Source organism: Paracnuella aquatica, assembly GCF_003332885.2.
Classification (GTDB): domain Bacteria; phylum Bacteroidota; class Bacteroidia; order Chitinophagales; family Chitinophagaceae; genus Flavisolibacter; species Flavisolibacter aquaticus.
The window spans coordinates 76,013-97,929 of sequence record NZ_QOWJ01000001.1; the positions used below are offsets into that span (position 1 = coordinate 76,013).

The window sequence follows — 21,917 nt, forward strand, 5'->3', positions numbered from 1 at the left end:
GTATGCTTTTCCACGCTGGAATCCCAATTAACTATGTAAATATGAAAACGCCGTTACTCTTAGCCTTTTGCCTTTTGTTTACTTTCCATGTGCAGGCGCAACACGAGGGGCACGAACATAAACCGGACACGGTAAAAAAAGCAGCACCTGCGGCGCAGCAAAAACAAGCGGGTGATACAATCAAACCTAAAGCGGCCACCGACAGCCATTCGGGGCATCATGCAGCAACGGGCACTGCGCAAAACATGGCGGCACACGACGGGGCCCACGGCCACGGCGGCCATGACGGTCATAACATGTCGCATGCTTTTTCCCGTAACCTACCTATGACCCGCAACGGATCGGGTACAGCCTGGCTGCCCGACAATTCGCCCATGTTTGGCTATATGTTTCATACACCCAAGTGGATGTACATGGTCCATGGCAACACCTTTTTGCGCTACAACAAGCAGGACCTGTTTGATCGCGGCAGCAGGGGTGGAACCAAATGGGATGCACCTAATATGTGGATGTTTATGGGGCAGCGAGCCGTGGGCCGGCGCGGCCTGTTTCATTTCAGCTCCATGATTTCCCTGGATCCGCTGACCGTTGGCGCAGCAGGCTACCCATTGTTGTTCCAAACCGGCGAAAGCTACAAAGGCGCACCGCTGATCGACAAGCAGCACCCACACGATTTGTTTTCTGAGTTGTCGGTGAGTTATGCCCATGCACTATCGGAGCGGTCGGACGTATTCGTTTACCTTGGTTATCCCGGGGAGCCTGCATTGGGGCCCGCAGCTTATGTGCACCGGCCTTCGGGTTTTATGAACCCCGATGCGCCACTTACACATCACTGGGTAGATGCTACACACATTACGTTCGGCGTGGCCACAGTTGGCGTTAGATACGGCAACTTCAAAATTGAAGGTTCTGCTTTTACCGGCCGGGAACCCGACGAGGACCGGTATGATTTCGACAAGCCGCGTTTTGATTCTTGGAGCGGTAGGCTATCGTTTAACCCCAACGAACAATGGGCGATGCAGGTGTCGCATGGGTTTATCAAACAACCCGAATTATTACACCCAGGCGAAGATGTAAACCGGAGCACAGCATCGGTGCAATATAGTACAAGGGGCTATGGCGAATCGTTTACCAACGTTACGGCGCTGTGGGGCATGAATAAAACAAAGGGCCATGCCGGTGAACACGGCGTTTTGCTGGAAGCATCACGCCAGCAGCGCAAAACTGCAGTATACGGACGCTACGAATTTGTTCAAAAGTCAACTGAAGAACTGGGCCTGAACGAGCAGGAGTTTGGCCACGATGCGCTTTTTCCAATACATGCCGTTACCGGTGGTGCCAGCTATGACCTGTTTTCCATCGGGCAAACCAAGTTTGCACTGGGCGGGCAGTTGTCTTTTTTTACGCCGGATAAAAAGCTGACCCAATTGTACGGCGATAATCCCGTTTCGGGTCAGATTTACCTGCGGGTGTATCCACGGGCAATGGGTAGAAAATCAGGTGCACTGTACCTGCCGTATTGATTAATTGCCTAAACGGTTTGTGTTAGTCTTTAGTTGTTGCGTCCAGGGTTGACCATGCACCGCCGTTGTACGCTTCAATTCCGGCAGAACGCAACAGTGTACTGGCAATGTTGCTGCGGTTTCCGCTGTGGCAGACAGTAATGATTGGCTTCTTCCATTTGCGGATCGCTTCTGTTTTAGTGTCTACTTCATTGAGCGGAATATTTTTCGAACCGGCCACATGTCCGCTTTGAAATTCGGACGGCGTACGCACATCCAGCACAATGGCTCCGGCCTGCAACGCCTGCACTATTTCCATATTCCTGTTATCGTCTTTAAACATGTTTTTCAAAAAAGACAACATGATTTGTGTTTTAATTGTAAAAGATTATTGGTGTCAATCCTGTTGCATTTCTCTAAAGCAATAGCTTGTAGTTGTTTTCCACTTTTTCCGCTTTTTCAGAGTTGACAGAACGAAATTGTTATTTAGTGTGCAGTGATTTCGTGACACAGGTCACGGCGGTGTGTTTTATTTAAAAAAAAGCAATGCCATAAGAAGAGAACCTGTTGCGGCTGGATTGTTGATCCCACCGGAAGGGCTCATCGCGGCGATGGATTTGCAACAAAATGCCTCCACTGGAGTTGCGTTGTCGGTCCAAATTAAAATAAAGCAGTGCCCGTGACAAAAGTCACGGTGCAGAAAAAAAAGTTATATGATCTTGCAACAGAATCGAGGCGCGGTTATTTGCAATCGGAAGAAAGGTTGTGGCGCAAAGTGTTGTAAACATTTTGCTTTTATTCGCTTTAGCGGACACAACTATTGACCGATTATGACAAAGCATTCGTACTGTAATTTTCCGGTAAAAAAATATTTCAAAATCGCTTCTACAAGCAGTTAGTTTTGGTTGACGCCCCTTGTTTCTACAGGGGGCTTTTTATTGCGTGACACCGGTCACGGTTTGCCCAATTGGACACTTTTAATTTTAATGAAACCTCATTTATGGAAACAATACAATTAACTACACAGGAGTTCAGGGATAAAATTTTTGACTATCAAGTAGAGCAGGACTGGCAGTACAAAGGCACCCTGCCAGCCATCATTGACTTTTACGCCGATTGGTGCGGTCCCTGTAAAATGGTGGCCCCGGTGCTCGAAGAATTGGCTGCGAAATACAAGGATCAAATCGCGATTTATAAAGTTGACACAGAAAAGGAACAGGAGTTGTCGGCTGTGTTTGGCATCCAAAGCATTCCTACTTTTTTGTTCATCCCCGTTGATGGCGACCCGATGATGCAGCCCGGTGCGCTGCCTAAAAAAGTGTTTGAACAGGTGATTGAAGAAAGGCTGTTGCAGAAGGCGAAAGTGTGATTTGGTTAGGCATGTGTGAATTAAAAAGCCCTCGGTTGAGGGCTTTTTAATTTTTGGTGTAATACATTTTTTCTACAAATCCATGTCATTATCAGCAATGCTATTCATTTACAAATAACCTAAGTTGTAAAGCTCAATTTCGTGACTCAAAACAAAGTGGTCACTACAGCAAGCTTTTCAACTGTTTGACAAATGAAGCACTGTTATATTTCGCAAGGCCTTCATGGCGAAACACTACATTACCATCCTTATCCAGGATCAGGGTTGTAGGCAAAGTGCCGCTGAAGATTTGAGCGGGCACTTGTCCGGTATTGGTCATTAACGGCAGGCTGTAACTTTTCTTTTGTAAAAACGCTTTTGCTTTTTGTACATCTGCATCTTCATTAATGAACAGGAATACCAGTCGATCATCATCGCGGAACTGTTGGTACAGGTCATTCAGTGAAGGCATTTCAGCAATGCACGGCGGGCACCATGTGGCCCAGAAATTAATAAACACAACTTTGCCTTTTAAGTCGGCTGTGGTACGCATGGTGCCCGTTGCATCCCGGAATGCGAATGCAGTGGCCACAGCAGGTTGTTTGGGCATTGCCGCTTCTTGTTCTATTTGTGGCCGGAACAAGCCTACTTCCATTAACTGGCGCAAGAACCAGCCTTTGGCCGTAGGATTAAAGAGCAACAAAAGCAAGGCGCCGTAAAAAAATATATTGCCCAATATCCTGAGCCATTTCTTTTTATTTTGTTGTTCGTTCATGATATGATGCTTTTTTTCTGCGTCATTTCTTTGGCGCAATCGTTGTACCTTCTTTCACTTCTTCGCTGCCTTTGAACAACACTTGTTCGCCAGCATCCAGGTTGCCAAAAACCTCCGTCAACGTGTCATTTGTAACACCCAGCTGCACGGGTACCCGCTTTATTTTATTGGCTTCGTTTTTTACCAGAAAAATACCCGATTGGGCCTGCACCACGCTGCTTGCCGGCACCCACAAAGTTGGCTGTTTCCGCTGCAACTGCACTGATACTTTTGCATACTGTCCTGAGCGAAGTTCTTTGCCGCTATTATTAATGTCAAATTCGGCAAGCACCGATTTGGTGCGGGTATCCAACGCACCGCTATTACGGGAAAGGGTAGCCGTAAATGTTCTGCCCGGGTAATCAACCAGGGTGAATGTAGCTTTCGTTTCATTAGCCAACGCCTGCGCCTGTTTTTCGGGGATGGCCACCTCCAACCGAAGTTTGGTTTCCTGCGTGAGTTGGAACAGCGGACTGCCTTGCATGCCGCCTTCACCAACCAATGCGCCTTCGGAAACAAAGCGGTCTGTAACTACGCCGGAAAAAGGTGCCGTGATGCGCAGGTACGCCTGCATTTGCCCACTGGCAGCAGCTTCCGACCGGCTGCTGTGGTAAGCTGCGCTGTCGCCCAGGTATTGCGCATAGGCCCGTTCCAATTCAATTGTAGCTACTGCGCCGGCTTTTTTTGCTGCATCCTGCAAGCGCATGTACGATTGTTTGCTGAATAGAAACTTCTGGTAGGCACCAGAAGAAGTGGAATTTCTTGCAGCATACTGTGCACCGACCTCCGGTGCTTTTAGTTGCGCCAGCAATTGCCCTCTGCGAACATAGCTGCCCCGGTCTACATAGATCTTTTTTACAAAGCCTTTCATCTTTGGATAAATGCTCACCGTTTCGTACGGCTTTAGCTCACCCGGCAGGGTAATGGTGAATTGAGGCTGGTCATGTTTGACGGTAGCCCATTTGAAAGCGGGTTCATTTTCTTTATTCGCTTTAGTTGTCGCTGGCTGTTCGTCATTATCTGAACAGCTGGAGGCGATAAAAGCAATCAGAAAAAAGGCAAGAATATTTCGGCTATGCATGCGTGTGATTTTTAGTTGTGGATGAAATGAATGGTTCGTGAGGGGCATAAACACTTTCCCGATCATCAGGGTCAAGCGAGTGACTTTTATGGCCTGCGCCCCGGCGCACCCACACAAATAGATGCGGCAGCACCAGCAGTGTAGTGAGTGTAGACATGATGAGCCCGCCAATTACCGACTGGCCCAGCGGGGCTACCTGTTCACCGCCGTCGCCAAGCCCTGCCGCCATCGGAATCATGCCCGCAATCATAGCGAGGGTGGTCATGATGATGGGGCGTAGGCGTGAAGAAGCGGCACCAATTGCAGCAATACCTACATCGATGTGGCCTTTGTACCGGCTTCGTTCGGCCTGGTCGGCCAAAAGGAACGCATTGGAAACCGAAACGCCTACCGACATAATGATGCCCATGTACGATTGCAAGTTTAGTGTGCTGCCAAACACCAACAGCATCAGTAAACTGCCGGCAATCACCGCAGGAATAACGAACAGGATCATGGCCGAAAGTGCGAATGACTGGTAGTATGCCGCCAACATTAAAAAGATGACCACGATGGCAATAAGCAGCCCGGTTTTCAATCCGTCTAAAGTTTCTGCAAGCAACTGCAGTTGGCCCTGGATGGAAACAAACACGCCTTTTGGTTGCTCGCCTGCATTTGCCAGTGCTTTGTCAACAGCTTTTGAAGCAGCGCCCAAATCTGTATTGTGTATGTTAGCAGCGATGGTTACAAAACGATTGGCTCCCTGCCGGTTTACCTGGCCCGGTTCTTCAGCAATGGAAATGGCTGCAACATCATCCAATATGGGGCGTGTTTGGCCCGCTTTCAGCGGCAGCATTTTCAGGTCTTCCACTGCCTGCATTTGTGCTTCGGGTACCTGCACCTGCACCTGGAAGATCAGGCCCGACTTTGGATCGCGCCACAATGTTTTGTTCACAAAACGGGTGGAAGAAGTAGCCATTGTTAGCACCCCGGTTACGTCCTGCATCGTTAGTCCAAACTGCGCGGCCCGTTCCCGGTCTACATTGATTTGCACACTGGGGTAATGCACCGGTTCTTCCATGCGCACATCACGGAAAAAGGGAACGCTTTTTATTTCGGCTTCAATCTTTTTGGCGTAGCCTTCGGCACCTGCCAATTGCCCTGCAGCCACCCGAATTTGCACCGGTGTGTTGGTGCCCTGGCTCATGATTTTTTCCACCAGTTCAATAGGCTCAAACGACAGTTGCAACTCAGGGTGTTCTTCCGCCACCCGCTGCCGGATCTTTTCTTTAAAAGCCGACAGGGAAACAGGTAGCGATTTTTTATCTAGAGAAACCTGCAGCACGGCTTCCTGCGGGCCGCTGGTAAATAAAAAGATCGGGTTGATGGCCGTGCCTGAAGGTTGTGTGCCTACGTATGCCGAAGAAATATTGATGCCTTTTTCGCCGGCTTCTTCGGCAATGATGTCGGTCACCTTTTGTAGGTAATCCTCGGTTTTCTCGATTCGGGTACCCGCGGGTGCCACAATGCGCAACTGCACATCTCCTGTGCCGCTTGAGGGCATAATGTCGATGCCAATCAACGCGAAGCCTGTTGCAGCCAAAGCCATCACAACAACTGCATACACAGCCACTACCGTTTTTTTCCGTTGTTGCAATGAGCGGCTTAGCGCAAGGTATTTTATTTTAAACCGGTCAAAACGGGTAGTTGCCTTTTTGCCATTATTTCTGTGCACATGCGGTTTGATTTGCATCAACCAATTGGCCAGTACCGGCACAAATGTTTGCGAAAAAAGAAACGAGGCGATCATTGCAAAACCAACCGCCAGCGACAATGGCAGGAACATGTCTTTTGGAATACCCGTCATCAGGAAGGAGGGTATTAACACCGACAGAATACACAGCAAGATCAACAGTTTCGGAATGGATATTTCAAGCAATGCGTCCAAAATAGCCCGCGACTTTTCCTTTCCTTTTTCAAAATGCTGGTGAATGTTTTCGATCGTTACGGTGGCTTCATCTACCAATATACCGATGGCCAGTGCCAGGCCGCTAAGCGTCATGATGTTGATGGTTTGCCCAACGGCATACAGCAGCAATACCGCTAACAAAATAGAGATGGGAATAGTGAGCACTACAATCAGGGCGCCGCGGCGGTCGCCCAAAAAAAGCAACACCACCAGGCCTGTAAGAATGGCGCCCAGTATGCCTTCATGCACCAGGTTGGAAATGGACCGTTCGATGTATACTGACTGATCAAACACATAGTTGATCCCTACATCATCGGGAAGGCTTTCTTTCAACATGGGCAGTGCGCCTTTAAGGTTTTCAACAACCTTTAATGTAGAGGCATCCGCTTTTTTAATCACCGGCAGGTATACCGACCGCTTGCCATTGATGACCGCATATCCCGTAGTGATATCCGCAGCATCTTCAACCGTAGCAATATCCCTGATGGAAACAATGGCCGCGCCTTCAGTTTTTACCGGAAGCGACAAAAACTCCTCCGGTCCTTTAACCATTGAGTTGACCGGGCTCATGTAATTTTTATCACCAATGCGGATGTTGCCGGCCGGTGAGGGCAGGTTGTTTTTTGCAATGGCCGCCATTACTTGTTCCTGCGAAAGCCCGTACGATTGCATCAACTCAGGGTTCACCTTAACTACGATCGTCCGGACGTTACCGCCGAATGGCGCAGGCGCCCTAATGCCGGGGATGGACACAAACTGCGGCCGGATGCGGGTCATGACCAGGTTTTGGATTTCAGAAATAGAACGTTTGTCGCTTTCAAAAACAAGTTGGCCAATGGGCAATGCACTGCCATCAAAACGCACCACCTGCGGCGGCACTGCGCCGGGTGGCAAAAAGCCCATAGCACGGGAAACCTGCGTGGAAACTTCTGCAGCCGCCTGCGCCATATCGGTGCCTGCGTAAAACGAAAGTTTCATCAGGGTAAAGCCTTGTATGCTTTTAAACTCGATGTCTTTGATGCCGCTGACAAACACCAGCACTTTCTGAAACTCGTTGGCCATAAAGCCATCCATGTAGGCAGGCGTTAAACCACCATACGGCATGGCTATATAAATTGCAGGCGATTCAATTTTTGGAAAGATGTCGACATTGATCTTGCGGATGGTTAAAAACGAGAAATAGCCAAGCGCCAGCACCACCACCATTACGGCAATGGGTTTGCGCATGGCAAAACGAATAATGTTCATAACGATGGATTATGGTTTAATGGCAGTGAGTATTAATGCAGGATCGCCCAGCGTTTCGGCCTGTTGCAGCAACTCGTTCCAGTTGCCTTGTAACGCAGTCACATAAGCCCTTTCGGTTTCCTGTAATGCTTTTTGTAATTGCAATAATTCAATCAGCGAAATATGGCCCGACTGGTACCGCACTTCGTAGAGGTCATACGCTGCGCGGGAAGCATTGCGTGCTGCTAAGGCCCCTGCCAACTTTTGTTGTTGCTCGTGCCAACTCGAAAGCGCCGCTGCATACTGTGCGCCCAATTCTATTGCAGCGGCTTCTTTTTCCGCTTTTGCAATAGCAATGGTGCGGTTGGCTACTGCCTGCTTTGTGCGGTTTTGATACAGGGATGAAAAGTTCCAGGTCAGCCCAATACCGGCGAGGTAAGTGCCTGATGCATGTCGCCACGGAGCGCCGATGTTTTTGTGCATTGTGCCATCTGCAGCAATACCGGAACCTTTGAGGCCCACACCGGCCAACAAACTAACAGTGGGATACACTTCTTTTTTTACCAAGGCCTGCCCCGCTTCAGCGCCCCTAATTTCTTTATCCAAAACCTGCAGGTAAGGATGTTGCTGCACTGCATCGCTAGTGCTGATCGACGTTTGTGCTAACTGGTGAAATGCAGTTGTGTCTAATGAAAACGCAGCGCTGCTTTCACCCATTAATGCGCCCAGTTGCTCCAAGGCTTTGCGCCGTTCGGCAATGTGGTCATGTTCGGCGGCCTTCGATTGCAAATAAGATGCTTTCAGCAACAGCGTATCGGCGCCGGGCCGTAAACCTGCAGATGCCTGCGCCTGCACCAACTCCAGAAGTGTTGCAAAGCGGCGTGTATCGGCCTGGGCAACTTCCAATGCGGCAGTGGTGGCAAGTGTTGCAACATATAATTTACTTGCCGCAACGAGTAGTTTCCACTCTTCCTGTTTCAGCATCGCGTTGCTCCAATCAATAGCGGCATCGGCGGCTTCCATTGCTTTTTGCCTGCGGCCAAATTGGAGAAAATTCCATTGCAACACCGCTGATGTATTGAGGTTGGCGCCAGCGGTTGCGGCTGCCTGCGGTTTGTTGCCGCCAGTGGTGGTAAACAAGCCGGGTAAAGGGAAAAATGAACCCGGTATATTTTTTACAGATCCATAGCTGTGTTGCGCCTGTACTGATATATCAGGTAAAAAGGCCTGCCTGGTTAAATCCTTTTTCAAGGCCTGTACTTCGATGGCTTCTTTCCGTGCTGTGAGAGAAGGGTAGTGCTGTAATACCCGGTGCCAAACATCGGGCAACGTGTAGGTAGTTTTTTGGGAAAAAGCGGTATGTGTGCCCAGCAACAAGGATACTGCTGCCGAAGCCAATATTTTAAACTTCATTTTCTTTCGAGGTAAGTGAAATAAGGAACCAATGCGGCCGGTGGCCACAGGTTGTAACATTCCAATACAAAAAAGAAAATGAGTTTAAATAAGCAAGCGGCGGTGCTGCAAAAAGAGGGGAAGTAGGGATGGAGCAGAACTAATAGCGGTTTGAATAGCTTCGTCGGTTCCGCTTAAAAAATACTGAATCGCAAAGCCAGCCTGGCGGTCCAAGTCGGCAACAAAATCGGCTGCTGGCAATTCCTGTTTGTTATCATGGAGTTGTACCAGCGTGATTTTCTGCTTTTGCCCGCAACAAACATTGTGCTGCACCACTGCAGCAGTTTGTTCTGCACATTGCCGTTTGATGGTTTTTTGTGCATTGGTCTGCACGCCGGTTTCAGCCCGCAGCAGGCGTTTGAAGGGACAGGAAACAACCAGCATCAAAACAGCCAACAGCAACACCAGGGCTGACCTGCCCCTTTTTGTTGCCCATGCCGTTCTGTTACTGCCGTTGTTCATAACGTGCAAAGAAAAGAAAGCTCCACGGCAATAATTGACGGTGCAGTTTAATCAAATGTTAAGAAGAGCATAGTTGGTGATGCAGAATGCCGTAAAAAAAATATTTCTAAAAAATATCCTGTTCGGCTTGCATAACAAAAAGTATCATCGTAATATTGCGATATACTTGTTATGGGAATCACCAAATCTGAAATATTTACCAAGGAGCAAAACAAGCTGGCAACAATGCTCAAGGCCATTGCGCATCCGGCACGCATTGCCATTTTGCAACACCTGATCAAGGCTGATGCCTGCATTTGCGGCGACCTTGTGGAGGAACTTGGCCTGGCGCAGGCAACCATTTCGCAGCACCTGAAGGAATTGAAAAATGCTGGCATCATCCAGGGCACTGTAGAAGGTGCAAGTGTGTGTTACTGCATTAATCCAAAAGTGTGGCAGCAGTATAAAAAAGAGCTGGACGCGTTGTTTGGGTCGTACAAGGGCAGCACCGGCTGCTGTTGATTTTTTTTGCCTTAAATCATCGTGATATTACGATAAATTAAAAACATACAATCATGAATCAGGACAACCTGCTCAAAGAACTTGTTCGGGAGAAATACTCCGAAATAGCCACGCAAGACAGGGCAACCAACGCTGCATCGTGCTGCGGCTCGGGCGGATGCAGTACCGAAGTGTACAACATTATGGCCGATGACTACACCAAACTTGAAGGCTACAATGGCGATGCGGACCTTGGCCTTGGATGCGGCCTGCCCACAGAGTTTGCCAAAATAAAAAAAGGTGACGTGGTAATTGACCTGGGCTCGGGTGCCGGCAACGATTGTTTTGTTGCCCGCCACCAAACGGGCGAAGGCGGAAAAGTGATCGGTGTCGATTTTACGCCGGCTATGATTGAAAAGGCAAGAGCAAACGCGGAAAAGCTGGGTTACAACAACGTGGAGTTTCGGCAGGGCGATATTGAAAAGATGCCGGTAACAGCAAATGTTGCCGATGTAATTGTCAGCAACTGTGTGCTGAACCTGGTACCCAATAAAAATGGCGTGATCAAGGAAATATACCGGGTGCTGAAGCCTGGCGGCCATTTCTCCATCTCCGATATTGTGCTGGAAGGCGAACTGCCCAAAGGCATTAAAGAAGCTGCTGAAATGTATGCTGGTTGCGTTGCCGGTGCTATTCAAAAACAAGTTTACCTCGACCTGATATCAGCCAATGGATTTCAAAATATCACCGTTCAAAAAGACAAACTGATTGTTGTGCCCGATGATATTTTGCTGCAACACCTGTCGCAGGAAGAACTCGTTTTGTTCAAACAATCCGGCACCGGTATCAGGAGCATTACAGTGTATGCCGAAAAGCCACTGAACGATACCAAAACATGCTGCGGTCCTGATTGCTGCAGTTGATCAACCACCGACCATTTACCAAAACAAACCTTTAAAACAAATAACAATGAACCCAAACACAAACCAAACCGACGCTAACACAACTGAATGCTGTCCCGGATCCTGCAAGACGGTTTACGAAGTAGCAGGCATAGCCATTGTAAACAATTATCGCTGCGGCCAGCGGCCATTTTCTGTGTCGGATATGTGGAATATCCAGCGCAGCAAAAAAGATGTGTCGCGTACAACCGGATTGCTGTAAGCTGTTGAAAAAAATCAAGATAATTTTATGGAGCTCATTAACGCAACCCCGCAACAGCGGCCCGCAATTATTTCTTTGTTGCAGTCGCAAAAGCTGCCCACAGAAGATTTGCCGCAAGTGCTTGATGGATTTTTTACAGCAACAGCAGATGGAAATGTTGTGGGCATTATTGGCCTGGAGCGGTATGGGCCGTATGGCCTGTTGCGTTCAATGGTTGTTCATCCTGAATACAGGAGTCAGGGCATTGCAGAACGCCTGGTGGCTACGCTGGAAAACTATGCGGCTGCTAACGGAGTTGCCGACATTTTTTTACTTACTGAAACTGCGGCGGGATATTTTTCAAAGAAAGCTTATGCAAATGTGGAGCGAAGCAGTGTCCCTGCTGAAGTGCAGGCGTCGTCAGAGTTTAGCCATGTATGCCCGGCAAGTGCAGCGGTGATGGTAAAAAAGATGAACGTAAACGTTTACATAGCGCCATAAAAATTTCAAACAAAACAAAATGTAATGTCGGCTAACAATTGTGCACCGGCGCTGGAACGAAAGCAATTAAGTTTCCTCGACCGGTACCTGACCTTGTGGATTTTCCTGGCCATGGCTGTGGGTGTGGCCATTGGATACTTTGTACCCTCATCCTCGTCATTCATTAATTCATTTTCAAGCGGCACCACCAATATCCCGCTGGCAGTTGGTTTGATTCTGATGATGTATCCGCCCTTTGCCAAAGTGCGGTACGAACAACTGGGCGAAGTATTTCGCAACACAAAAGTGTTGGGCGTATCGCTTTTACTCAATTGGATTATCGGTCCCATCCTGATGTTTGTCTTAGCCGTTGTATTTCTTCGCGACTATCCCGAGTACATGGTGGGCCTGATCCTCATCGGGCTTGCCCGCTGTATTGCCATGGTCATTGTCTGGAACGAATTGGCTGAAGGAAGCAGGGAGTATGCAGCAGGGCTGGTGGCACTCAATAGTATTTTCCAGGTGTTGTTGTACAGCGTGTATGCTTACATTTTCATTACGGTGTTGCCGCCGTTGTTTGGCATTGGTGGTGTTGAGGTAAACGTAACCATTGGTGAGATTGCCCAAAGCGTAGCCATTTACCTGGGCATTCCATTCCTTGCCGGTTTGCTTACCCGCATGGTGCTGCGCAAAATAAAAGGGGAGGACTGGTACCATCGAAAATTTATACCCCTTATTTCGCCCATTACACTCATCGCGTTGCTGTTTACCATCGTGGTTATGTTCAGCCTGAAAGGTGAAATGATTGTGCGCATACCCATGGACGTGATACGCATTGCCATTCCGCTGCTGATCTATTTTGCTATCATGTTCCTGGTCAGCTTTTTTGTTGGCAAACGCATTGGCGCCGACTATTCAAAAAATGCATCCATTGCATTCACTGCTGCGGGCAACAACTTTGAGCTGGCCATTGCTGTTGCCATCGGCGTGTTTGGCATCAATAGTGGACAGGCCTTTGCCGGTGTTATCGGGCCGTTGGTTGAAGTACCGGCACTTATTGCCTTGGTAAATGTGGCGTTCTGGCTGCGCAAAAAGTATTATACAGCGCCGCAAATTTCCGAAACCAAACCTTCGAACATTTAATTAGAATAAACATGAGAATTGCACTGTTTAGCGACATCCACGCCAACCTGCCTGCGCTGGAAGCTTTTTTCAAAAGCATTGACGAACAGCAGCCCGATGCCATTTATTGCCTCGGTGATCTGGTGGGGTATAATACCTGGCCCAATGAAGTGATCAACGAGATCAGGCAGCGACGCATCCCTACCATTAAGGGCAATTACGATGAAGGTATTGGGCTCATGAGCGGAGATTGTGGCTGCGCTTACAAAACAGAACGGGATAAAGAAATGGGCAACATTTCCATTTCCTACACCGATAGTATTGTTGGCGCGGATGAACGACTGTATTTGCGTACGCTTCCTGCGCATATCCGGCTGGAGTTTACATTGAACAAGGATCCGCTCAACCTGCTACTGGTGCATGGTTCGCCCCGCAAAATCAACGAGTACCTTTTTGAAGACCGCGAGGAGCGGAGCATGTTACGCATTATGGAAGAAGCCAACGCCGACATCATGTGTTTCGGTCATACACACAAACCGTTTCACCGCGTGTTGCAATCGGCAGCGGGCAATTATCGCCATGCGGTCAACATCGGTTCGGTTGGCAAACCAAAAGACGGTAACCCGCGTGGTTGTTATGCAATGCTCACCATCAACGCCGATGCTGGCGTAGCGGACAAAGAAAGCGTGCAGGTCCAGTTTATTCGTTTTGCATACGATGTAGAAAAGGCCGCGACAGCCGTAGAAGGCAGCCCTTTGCCGAATGAGTATGCTGACATGTTGCGGAAAGGGGTTTAGGTAAGTGTTATACGCTATCGAAACCCGGTGCGGCAGCGAAAAGCAATTTGCAAACATCCTGTTTGAAAGGGCCAACGTTTTAACCGCCCAATGATATTTGTTAAACTAGGTGTTGGTGTTTTAACAAATAATATTATTTTGGTACCTGTTGAAACGAACCATTGCCATATCACTGCTGGTGATCCACCTGTTTAATATGTCGGGATACGCCTTTGTATTCCGGTACCTCATGTTTCGTTCCGACCAGCAACAGGTTCAAAAAATTGACGCCGGTAAATACGACCGAAATAGCCTGACCATTTTAAAAGTGCCCTTACTGTTGCCATATGGCAGCAACTGGCAAGACTTTGAGCGGGCTGAAGGTTTTATTGAAGTGGATGGTGTGCCATACACTTACGTTGAAAAAAAGATCAGCCGCGATACGCTGTACCTTGCCTGCCTGCCCAACGAAGGAAAAGCAAAACTGAAAAAGACTGCGGTCAATTTTACAAAGGCAGCCAGCGGCAATGCCGAAAACAATCCCAAAGAACCAACCTTTGCTAAAAAAGGCATACTCGGTTTTGAATACAACAATCCGTCCACAAACGATTGCTTTGTTTCCGCTCATGTAGCCATCGCGGTTACATTTTCTGCGCCTGAGCCCGCAATCCCTAGCGGCTATCACGCAGTGCCTTATTCTCCTCCCGATGTTGTGTAGCATTTACTTCTGATTCTTTTTTTGCCGCAGGCAAAATGCTGCGCCATGCCTTATCCGCAACCGGCATAAACCGCATGTGCGTGCTGCTGCCTGCAGTCCACTATTGTTACACTTTACATCATTTTGGCACTTGCCACAACTAGCGATTTTTATGCCCTACATAAAATTGGATAGCCACTTGCCTGGCATCACTGGTTTGCTCGAAACCAGGAAGGACACCGCACAGCCCATTCGGGACCTCACACAATTTTTGCTCCGCGGACAAAACACACTTACCGAAGCGGAACGTGAGCTGATTGCCACCGTTGTATCGAATGGCAACGAATGCCGGTTTTGCACCACTGCACATACAGCCGCAGCCAACCTGTTGCTTGGCGAAGAAACCACCTGTTCGCTGGTAAAAGACGATCCGGACACAGCGCCGGTTTCAGGTAAAATGAAGGCGCTGCTGCACATAGCCAATGCAGTGCGGGTAAGCGGTAAAAACGTGACGCCGCAATTGGTAGATCGGGCAAAAAGCGAAGGCGCAACCGAACAGGAGATACACGACACCGTTTTAATAGCAGCGCTTTTTTGCCTCTATAACCGCTACGTAGATGGCTTAGGCACTGCGCTGCCAGACGATGCTTCTTATTACAACACACTTGCCCAGCGGTTGGTGAACCACGGTTATACCCGGCTACCGCAAGGCTACAGCCACATCAGGCCATAACATTTTCGCGCCACCAAACACAAAACCAACATGAAAAAAATATATCTGCTCCTCTTGCTGGTGCAGGGCCTGCTGCTCCATGCCCAGGAAGTGAAGATTTCGGGAACTGTTACTGATTTCGGGTCGCAACCAATAGCTAACGCCAGCATTACCGTGAAACAAAGTTCGCAGGGTACAAGTACCGATGAACAGGGACGTTTTTCCTTCACATTGGCCGGAAAAAAACTGCCGGTAACACTGGTCGTTTCTTCTGTCAATTTTACCACAACAGAATTTGTTGTAAACAATTCAGCAACAAATATTACCATTCAGTTAAGCCCCGCTTCAGGCATGTTGAATGAAGTAGTTACCACGGCGTCACGTGTTCCGGAAAGCATTTTGCGGTCGCCGGTGAGTATTGAAAAAATGAACCTTAAAGCCATACAGGAAGCGCCGGCCATTTCATTTTATGATGCATTGCAGGTGTTGAAAGGCATGGAGATGTATTCGCCAAGCCTGGGTATCAAAACCGTGAACACCCGGGGTTTTAACGGCACATCCAATGCCCGTTTTTTGCAATTGATTGATGGGGTGGACAACCAGCCGCCGGGACTTAATTTTCCAATGGGCAACTTATTTGGCGCCTCCGATATTGATGTAGAAAGCGTGGAACTGATACCCGGTGCAGCTTCTGCATTGTACGGTCCGGCCGCATTCAATGGCATGCTCAGCATCAACACGAAAGATCCATTTAAATACCAGGGCTTATCGGTGCACCTGAAAACCGGTGTGAACCATGTGGGCGAAAGCGGAGTGGACCCGCATAGCGTAAATGATATTGCCATCCGTTATGCAAAAGCTTTCAACGACCGTTTTGCATTTAAACTGAATGTGGGCTATTTCAATGGCCTCGACTGGCAGGCCCGTGACTACACCGACATCAGCGCCCAAACGCCGCCCGATAGGCGCGGCCCAAATAACCCCGGCCGCGATGCCATGAATATTTATGGCGATGAGGTGTCCCGCACATTGCCTGGCATCGGCCTTGTTTCCAGAACCGGTTATGAAGAAAAAGACCTGATGAACTACAATACTTTTAGCTTCAAAACCAGTGCATCACTGCATTATAAAATCTCTGATAACCTGCGGCTGATTTACCAATACAACCGTGGACAGGCCCGCGCTGCATTTACCAGCAGTGCCCGTATGAATATCAACGACTTTTTGTTGCAAACACACCGGCTAGAATTGCGCAGCAATAACTCGTTTTTGCGGGTATACCGCTCCGCGGAAATCTGTGATAACGGCTATAATTCCCGGACGCTGGGCCAGTTCATCAACCGCTTTTGGGTGCAGGACCTGAGTGGCAAAACCGTTGCACCCAACATTGCCGATGCTACCTGGTTTACGCGGTATGGTGCTGCATTCAATGGAACGATCAGCGGCGTTACGGGCGGTAACCATGCGGCGGCACGGGCATTTGCCGATGCAGGCCGCCTGGTGCCGGGCTCCGAAGGATTCAACCAGGTAAAGGACGCCGTAACCAAAAGGGTAGGCTCCGAAGGCGCAGGGATTTTTAGCCACAACAAATTTTACCACGCCGATGCACAACATGAGTTTACACAGGTAAAAGCGGTGAGCCTGCTGGCCGGCGCCAGCTTCCGGCTGTACGACATGCATACCAACGGCACCCTGATCGATGATAAAGACAAGAAGATTTCGATCAGCGAGTATGGCGCATTTGTACAGGCCATCAAAAGCTTGTTTGGTGATAGATTGAAACTGACCGCTTCCATTCGTTACGATAAAAACGAAAACTTCGAGGGCAGCTTCACGCCGCGCCTGTCGGGTGTGTACACGATGGCCACCAACCACTACCTGCGTGCTTCATTTCAAACTGGTTTCAGAAATCCAACACCCATCGATCAGTACATTAAACTCAATGCTGGGCCTATTACCATTCTTGGTGGCGTGCCCAACAACAGCAAAGGCATGAATGTGTATGAGAACTCTTTCACGGCTGCATCTGTTGGTCAGTTTACTGGGGCATATGCTGCGGCAGTAGGTTCGGGTAAAACGCAGGAGCAGGCCATTGCTGCAACTAAAAATTTATTGGTGCAATCGAACCATGCGTACATCGGGCCGGAAAAGCAAAATGCTTTCGAGGTAGGCTATAAGGGTATGTTTAAAGGACGCCTGCTGGTGGACTTCAATTATTACTACAGCCGGTACACCAATTTTATTTTAAATGCAGTTGTGGTGCGGCCCCAACACAACATTGGTACCGCTGGCGACATCAATGCGCAGGCAGCATCGGACATCTTGAATGGCGGTGCCCAAAACTTTCAGTTGTATACCAATGCATCGGATGTGGCAGCGGCACAAGGCTCCACGCTGGGTGTTGTGTATAATTTAGCCAAAGGCTACACGGTTGGCGGCAATGTTACTTGGTCGTCGTTTATTTTGGGTAAAGCAGATGCCAGCAAGGTCGCGCCGTTTAACACACCGAAATGGAGCACCAACCTCACATTTGGCAACCCCGATGTACACCGCAATTTTGGCTTCAATGTTACCTGGCACTGGCAGGATGCATTTGATTGGTATGGACCGTTCAATGGAATGCGGCCCGGTCCGGTAAAAGCCTACTCCTTGGTGGACATGCAAATCAATAAAAAGCTGCCGAAGCACAAAGCCATGATCAAAATGGGCGCCAGCAACCTGCTGAACAACCAGGTGGTTACGGCTTATGGCTCTCCTGCCATTGGTGGTTTGTATTACCTCTCCTTTACCATCGACGAATTGCTGAAATAGAATAAAGGAACCGGCTCACAAAGTGCGGCCGGTTACTCTTTTTTCATAATACTCATTGTTGTATAGCGGGCATGCATAGCCGGTAATACAACATTTAACAAAATAACCATGCAAACAATTTCGATACACCCGCCCATGCGCCGGGAAAAAGCGGAAACCATTTCTGCGTATCACGTTTACCTCTTTGCCAGTTGCTTTATTGCCGGTGTGGTTGGCGGCACCGTATCTACGTTAATGTCGGTGTACCTGCCGGTGGTGGTTCGCGATATATTGGGAGATGCCGATGTGGAAAAACTGAATACCATCGGCGGATACATCAATGCGCTGTTTATCTGCGGGTGGGCATTTGGCGGCTTTACCTGGGGCCTCATCAGCGACCGCACCGGCCGCAAAAAAGCGTTGGTAGCAGCGCTGGTGTGCTACAGCGTATTTACCATTTTTACAGGCTTTGCACAAAGCTGGTGGGCTATTATGATCTGCCGGCTGTTGAGTGGCTTTGGTGTAGGAGGCGTACTGGTTTTAGGAATTACACTGCTAAGTGAAGTGTGGCCGCAACGCACCAAGGCTGTATTTATCGGTTTCCTTTCCATTGCATTTCCAACGGGCATTTTTGCTGCGGGGCTCATTAATTACATGGTGGCGTCGTGGCGGCAGGGGTTCATGGTAGGTATCATTCCGCTGGTGTTGGCCATTGCCGGCATTTGGTTGCTGCAGGAGTCGCCAAAGTGGAAAGAGCATGTGCGCAATGCAGATAAAAGAACACACACGCCGTTGTTTGCGCCGCAGCACAAGCACCAACTCATTGCCGGATCCGTCATTTTCGGTGCCATGCTGATCGGGCTTTGGGCTATTTTTTCGTGGCTGCCCACCTGGGTGCAAACCATGGCTGCAAGCGCCGATGCGCAGCAGGAGCGTGGGTTGAGCATGATGTGCCTCGGCATTGGCGGCCTTTCTGGTGGCTTTTTCTCTGGCTGGATCACCAACCGTTTTGGTCCGCGTTATTCATTGATCGCCTGCTTCTCGGTTTGCGCCGCACTTTCTTTTTTGTTATTCAGTGCCAACTACAGCATCACGCCGGTTTTGTTTATACAAATAGCCATCCTGGCTTTCTTCTTTGGCGCCAGCCAGGGTGTTTTGTCGTCTTACATCCCGCAATTGTTCAGCACGGGTATTCGAGCTTCGGCTACTGGTTTTTGTTTCAATGTTGGTAGGCTGGTTACGGCTGTAGCCGTTTTGTTTATCGGTGTGGTGGTTACGTCATTGGGTGGCTTTGCCAATGCACTGATCCTTTTTTCGTTGGTGTTCGTGGCCGGTCTTGCAGCAGTGGTTTTGCTCCGGCCGGATGCTACACCATAATATTTCGTTTTCCTTTTTCAACCCGGAAATTAAACTGTGTCATTAAATAATTGCACACTAAAATAAAACATCATGGCCCATATTAATGTTCCCGAAAATGTTCCTGGTATTCGTTCGTTGGTAATGTTTCGGCCCGACGCCGGCCAGCACCTGTATCAACTGGCGCAGGTGCTGCTGCGTGGCGAGTCGCCGCTGACCCCAGCCGAACGTGAACTGATTGCTACTTATGTATCACACCGCAACGGCTGCGTTTTTTGCACCAACAGCCATGCTGCCGCTGCACGCAGCCTGTTGCAAAATGACGCGCCGATTGTAGATGCGCTGTTGGCCGACATGGAAACAGCCCCTTTAAGCGAAAAATTAAAAGCACTGTTGCGCATTGCAGGCAAAGTGCAGGTGCTGGGAAAAGAAGTGCAACAGGACGATATTGATGCCGCAAAACAGTTGGGCGCCACCGACCGCGACCTGCACGATACAGTGCTCATTGCGGCAACATTCTCCATGTTCAACAGGTATGTAGATGGGTTAGCAAGTTTAACACCGCAAGACCCAGCAGCATACGAGCCCATGGGCAAGCGGATGGCCGAATTCGGGTATGTAATGCCGGAGCAAGCCGCACGGGTTTAGTTGCAAACATTTTTTTAAACAAGCCACCTGGCATCTTTCAAAAAAATCACTGAACTGGTGTTGGGTGGTGCTACAACAAAACAATTCTTTATGGCCTATATCGAACTGTCTAACGACTTTCCCGGTATCCGCGGATTAATGGCTTACCGACCCGAAACAGCGCATCCGCTGAATGCACTTGCGGAAGTGTTGTTGCGCGATGATGATAATACCTTGAGCCGTGGTGAACGGGAGCTGATTGCCACCTATGTTTCTTACCTCAATGATTGCTTTTTCTGCCAAAATGTACACGGTGCACTGGCAGGGCATTACCTGCAGTGTTCGCTCCAGGAAATTGATGACATGAAAATGGATGCGCAGGGCGCTCCGCTTTCCGACAAAATGAAAGCATTGATGGCCATAGCCGCATCGGTTCAGCGCAGTGGCAAAGCCGTTACCGAAGAACAAATAGCGGCGGCAAAGGCCAATGGCGCAACAGACAGGGAATTGCACGACACGGTACTGATTGCCGCCGCATTTTGTATGTTCAACCGGTATGTGGATGGCCTGGGCACATGGGCGCCTAAGGACCGGAATTTTTATGTGAACCGTGCACCCCAGCGTGCCGCGGAAGGCTACATTGCCACAAACCTTTTTCAATAGAATTTCTATGAAAATAGTATGCTTAGTAGCTGGGTTGTTGGTGCTTTTTGCGGCCGAAATTTTAAGGGTGTATTTCATCATGCCTTTTCCGGGAAGCCAGCAGTCCGATACGGTTTCGTTGGCTTATTGGCTGCATCAGAATATTGGGTGGCTTCGTTTAGCTGGCTTTGTTTTTTTGGCGTATCCGACACTGAAAGTTTTTGCAACCGGCGGCCGTTGGGCAAAGGCATCGCTCACCGCGGCACTGGCTATTTATGCCCTGGCATTTTACCTGTTCAACTTTCGTTTCCAGGCCGATAAAATGTTTTACCAGCCACAAACAAAAGTGATGGCAGCAAGGGCTGCAAACAAGGTAGCACTTGATAAATTGGTGATTGGCGTGCACATTGGTAATGAGGCAAAAGCATATCCCGTTCAACTGATCGGTTACCACCACCAGGTACGCGACACGGTGGGCGGCACGCCTGTGATGGTCACCTATTGCACTGTTTGCCGCACCGGCCGGGTATTTAGCCCAGAGGTGGATGGCAAACCCGAAAACTTCCGCCTGGTGGGTATGGATCATTTCAATGCTATGTTTGAAGACCAGCGCACCGGAAGCTGGTGGCGGCAGTCAACCGGCGAGGCTGTTGCCGGACCATTAAAGGGCAGTAAGCTGTACGAGTTCCCTTCCCGGCAAATGACCTTACGTGCATGGTTAAACGAAAATTCTTCGTCGCTGGTATTGCAGCCTGATGCCGCCTTTACAAAAGACTATGATGACCTGGCGCTGTTTGATAACGGTACCATAAAAAGCAGCCTGGAACGCCGCGATTCTGCATCCTGGAAAGAAAAGTCATGGGTGATCGGTGTAAAACACAAAGACGAGGTGAAAGCCTACGACTGGAACCAATTGCAACAATCATCAATGATCCAAGATTCGTTGCCTGGTTTGCCCCTGCTGCTGGTAATGAATAGCGACAGTAACTCTTTTCATGCATGGAACAGGAGCCTGAAAGGGCGGGTATTGCAGTTTGCCAAAATGCCCGCCAGTGGCACATTGCAAGACGTCAACACCGGTTCGGTTTGGACCCCGAATGGTTATTGCATGGAAGGAGTGTTAAAAGGCGAACGGCTGGAGCCAGTGCAGGCTTACCAGGAGTTTTGGCATTCGTGGAAACAATTTCAGCCGCAAACAGCGCAATACAAAGCGCAGTAATATCCGGTTACTAAATTAATTGCACACAAAAACCTACAC

Annotated in this window: 21 protein-coding genes; 15 read left to right on the forward strand and 6 right to left on the reverse strand. The window is 49.0% G+C overall.

Annotated elements, in window-relative coordinates; genetic code table 11:
• Nucleotides 1-41: 41 nt before the first annotated feature.
• Complete coding sequence (locus DRJ53_RS00375; RefSeq protein ID WP_123893262.1) at nucleotides 42-1,523, forward strand: hypothetical protein; 1,482 nt, start codon at nucleotides 42-44, stop codon at nucleotides 1,521-1,523.
• A 22-nt stretch (nucleotides 1,524-1,545) separates the two neighbouring features.
• Here DRJ53_RS00375 and DRJ53_RS00380 read toward each other — a convergent pair whose 3' ends face one another.
• Nucleotides 1,546-1,866, reverse strand: coding sequence for a rhodanese-like domain-containing protein (locus tag DRJ53_RS00380; RefSeq protein WP_114233611.1), 321 nt, complete (start codon nucleotides 1,864-1,866; stop codon nucleotides 1,546-1,548).
• Between the two features lie 636 nt (nucleotides 1,867-2,502).
• On the opposite strand from DRJ53_RS00380, the gene trxA reads away from it, so the two are divergent.
• Complete coding sequence (gene trxA / locus DRJ53_RS00385) at nucleotides 2,503-2,871, forward strand: thioredoxin (RefSeq protein ID WP_114234390.1); 369 nt, start codon at nucleotides 2,503-2,505, stop codon at nucleotides 2,869-2,871.
• A gap of 163 nt (nucleotides 2,872-3,034) precedes the next feature.
• On the opposite strand, the gene DRJ53_RS00390 is transcribed toward trxA, so the two are convergent.
• The 5 genes from DRJ53_RS00390 to DRJ53_RS00410 all read right to left on the reverse strand — a co-directional run bounded on the left by DRJ53_RS00390 (nucleotide 3,035) and on the right by DRJ53_RS00410 (nucleotide 9,834).
• Nucleotides 3,035-3,625 (reverse strand): TlpA family protein disulfide reductase, encoded by a 591-nt coding sequence (locus DRJ53_RS00390; protein WP_114234391.1) that lies wholly within the window; start codon nucleotides 3,623-3,625, stop codon nucleotides 3,035-3,037.
• Between the two features lie 22 nt (nucleotides 3,626-3,647).
• On the reverse strand, nucleotides 3,648-4,745 hold the full coding sequence (locus DRJ53_RS00395) for an efflux RND transporter periplasmic adaptor subunit (protein WP_162303775.1): 1,098 nt from the start codon (nucleotides 4,743-4,745) through the stop codon (nucleotides 3,648-3,650).
• Nucleotides 4,738-7,941: an efflux RND transporter permease subunit gene (locus tag DRJ53_RS00400; protein WP_114233613.1), complete on the reverse strand. Its 3,204-nt coding sequence runs from the start codon at nucleotides 7,939-7,941 to the stop codon at nucleotides 4,738-4,740. The genes DRJ53_RS00395 and DRJ53_RS00400 overlap by 8 nt, the downstream gene beginning before the upstream one ends.
• A gap of 9 nt (nucleotides 7,942-7,950) precedes the next feature.
• Complete coding sequence (locus tag DRJ53_RS00405) at nucleotides 7,951-9,333, reverse strand: TolC family protein (RefSeq protein WP_162303776.1); 1,383 nt, start codon at nucleotides 9,331-9,333, stop codon at nucleotides 7,951-7,953.
• An 84-nt stretch (nucleotides 9,334-9,417) separates the two neighbouring features.
• Nucleotides 9,418-9,834 carry a hypothetical protein gene (locus tag DRJ53_RS00410; RefSeq protein ID WP_114233615.1) on the reverse strand — a complete coding sequence of 139 codons (417 nt, stop codon included), beginning with the start codon at nucleotides 9,832-9,834 and terminating at the stop codon, nucleotides 9,418-9,420.
• Nucleotides 9,835-10,005: 171 nt separating this feature from the next.
• Between DRJ53_RS00410 and DRJ53_RS00415 the strand changes: the two genes are divergently transcribed.
• From DRJ53_RS00415 to DRJ53_RS00475, 13 genes are all read left to right on the forward strand, one after another.
• The gene (locus DRJ53_RS00415) at nucleotides 10,006-10,335 is read left to right on the forward strand and encodes an ArsR/SmtB family transcription factor (RefSeq protein WP_114233616.1); all 330 of its coding nucleotides are present in this window, start codon (nucleotides 10,006-10,008) and stop codon (nucleotides 10,333-10,335) included.
• Nucleotides 10,336-10,388: 53 nt separating this feature from the next.
• Nucleotides 10,389-11,237 (forward strand): arsenite methyltransferase, encoded by an 849-nt coding sequence (locus DRJ53_RS00420; RefSeq protein WP_114233617.1) that lies wholly within the window; start codon nucleotides 10,389-10,391, stop codon nucleotides 11,235-11,237.
• A 46-nt stretch (nucleotides 11,238-11,283) separates the two neighbouring features.
• A complete protein-coding gene (locus tag DRJ53_RS00425) occupies nucleotides 11,284-11,478 on the forward strand; it encodes a hypothetical protein (protein WP_114233618.1) in 195 nt (64 codons plus the stop codon).
• A 27-nt stretch (nucleotides 11,479-11,505) separates the two neighbouring features.
• Nucleotides 11,506-11,958, forward strand: coding sequence for an arsenic resistance N-acetyltransferase ArsN2 (gene arsN2, locus DRJ53_RS00430; protein ID WP_114233619.1), 453 nt, complete (start codon nucleotides 11,506-11,508; stop codon nucleotides 11,956-11,958).
• Nucleotides 11,959-11,982: 24 nt separating this feature from the next.
• Nucleotides 11,983-13,080: an ACR3 family arsenite efflux transporter gene (gene arsB, locus DRJ53_RS00435; protein WP_114233620.1), complete on the forward strand. Its 1,098-nt coding sequence runs from the start codon at nucleotides 11,983-11,985 to the stop codon at nucleotides 13,078-13,080.
• Between the two features lie 11 nt (nucleotides 13,081-13,091).
• Nucleotides 13,092-13,856 (forward strand): metallophosphoesterase family protein, encoded by a 765-nt coding sequence (locus DRJ53_RS00440; protein ID WP_114233621.1) that lies wholly within the window; start codon nucleotides 13,092-13,094, stop codon nucleotides 13,854-13,856.
• A 148-nt stretch (nucleotides 13,857-14,004) separates the two neighbouring features.
• The gene (locus tag DRJ53_RS00445) at nucleotides 14,005-14,553 is read left to right on the forward strand and encodes a hypothetical protein (protein WP_114233622.1); all 549 of its coding nucleotides are present in this window, start codon (nucleotides 14,005-14,007) and stop codon (nucleotides 14,551-14,553) included.
• Nucleotides 14,554-14,704: 151 nt separating this feature from the next.
• Nucleotides 14,705-15,265 carry a carboxymuconolactone decarboxylase family protein gene (locus DRJ53_RS00450; protein WP_114233623.1) on the forward strand — a complete coding sequence of 187 codons (561 nt, stop codon included), beginning with the start codon at nucleotides 14,705-14,707 and terminating at the stop codon, nucleotides 15,263-15,265.
• 30 nt (nucleotides 15,266-15,295) lie between these two features.
• Complete coding sequence (locus DRJ53_RS00455; RefSeq protein ID WP_114233624.1) at nucleotides 15,296-18,055, forward strand: TonB-dependent receptor; 2,760 nt, start codon at nucleotides 15,296-15,298, stop codon at nucleotides 18,053-18,055.
• Between the two features lie 108 nt (nucleotides 18,056-18,163).
• Nucleotides 18,164-19,411, forward strand: coding sequence for an MFS transporter (locus DRJ53_RS00460; protein ID WP_114233625.1), 1,248 nt, complete (start codon nucleotides 18,164-18,166; stop codon nucleotides 19,409-19,411).
• A 72-nt stretch (nucleotides 19,412-19,483) separates the two neighbouring features.
• On the forward strand, nucleotides 19,484-20,038 hold the full coding sequence (locus tag DRJ53_RS00465; RefSeq protein WP_114233626.1) for a carboxymuconolactone decarboxylase family protein: 555 nt from the start codon (nucleotides 19,484-19,486) through the stop codon (nucleotides 20,036-20,038).
• A gap of 90 nt (nucleotides 20,039-20,128) precedes the next feature.
• On the forward strand, nucleotides 20,129-20,680 hold the full coding sequence (locus DRJ53_RS00470) for a carboxymuconolactone decarboxylase family protein (protein WP_114234392.1): 552 nt from the start codon (nucleotides 20,129-20,131) through the stop codon (nucleotides 20,678-20,680).
• 7 nt (nucleotides 20,681-20,687) lie between these two features.
• Complete coding sequence (locus DRJ53_RS00475) at nucleotides 20,688-21,878, forward strand: DUF3179 domain-containing (seleno)protein (RefSeq protein WP_114233627.1); 1,191 nt, start codon at nucleotides 20,688-20,690, stop codon at nucleotides 21,876-21,878.
• The last annotated feature ends 39 nt before the right edge of the window (nucleotides 21,879-21,917 follow it).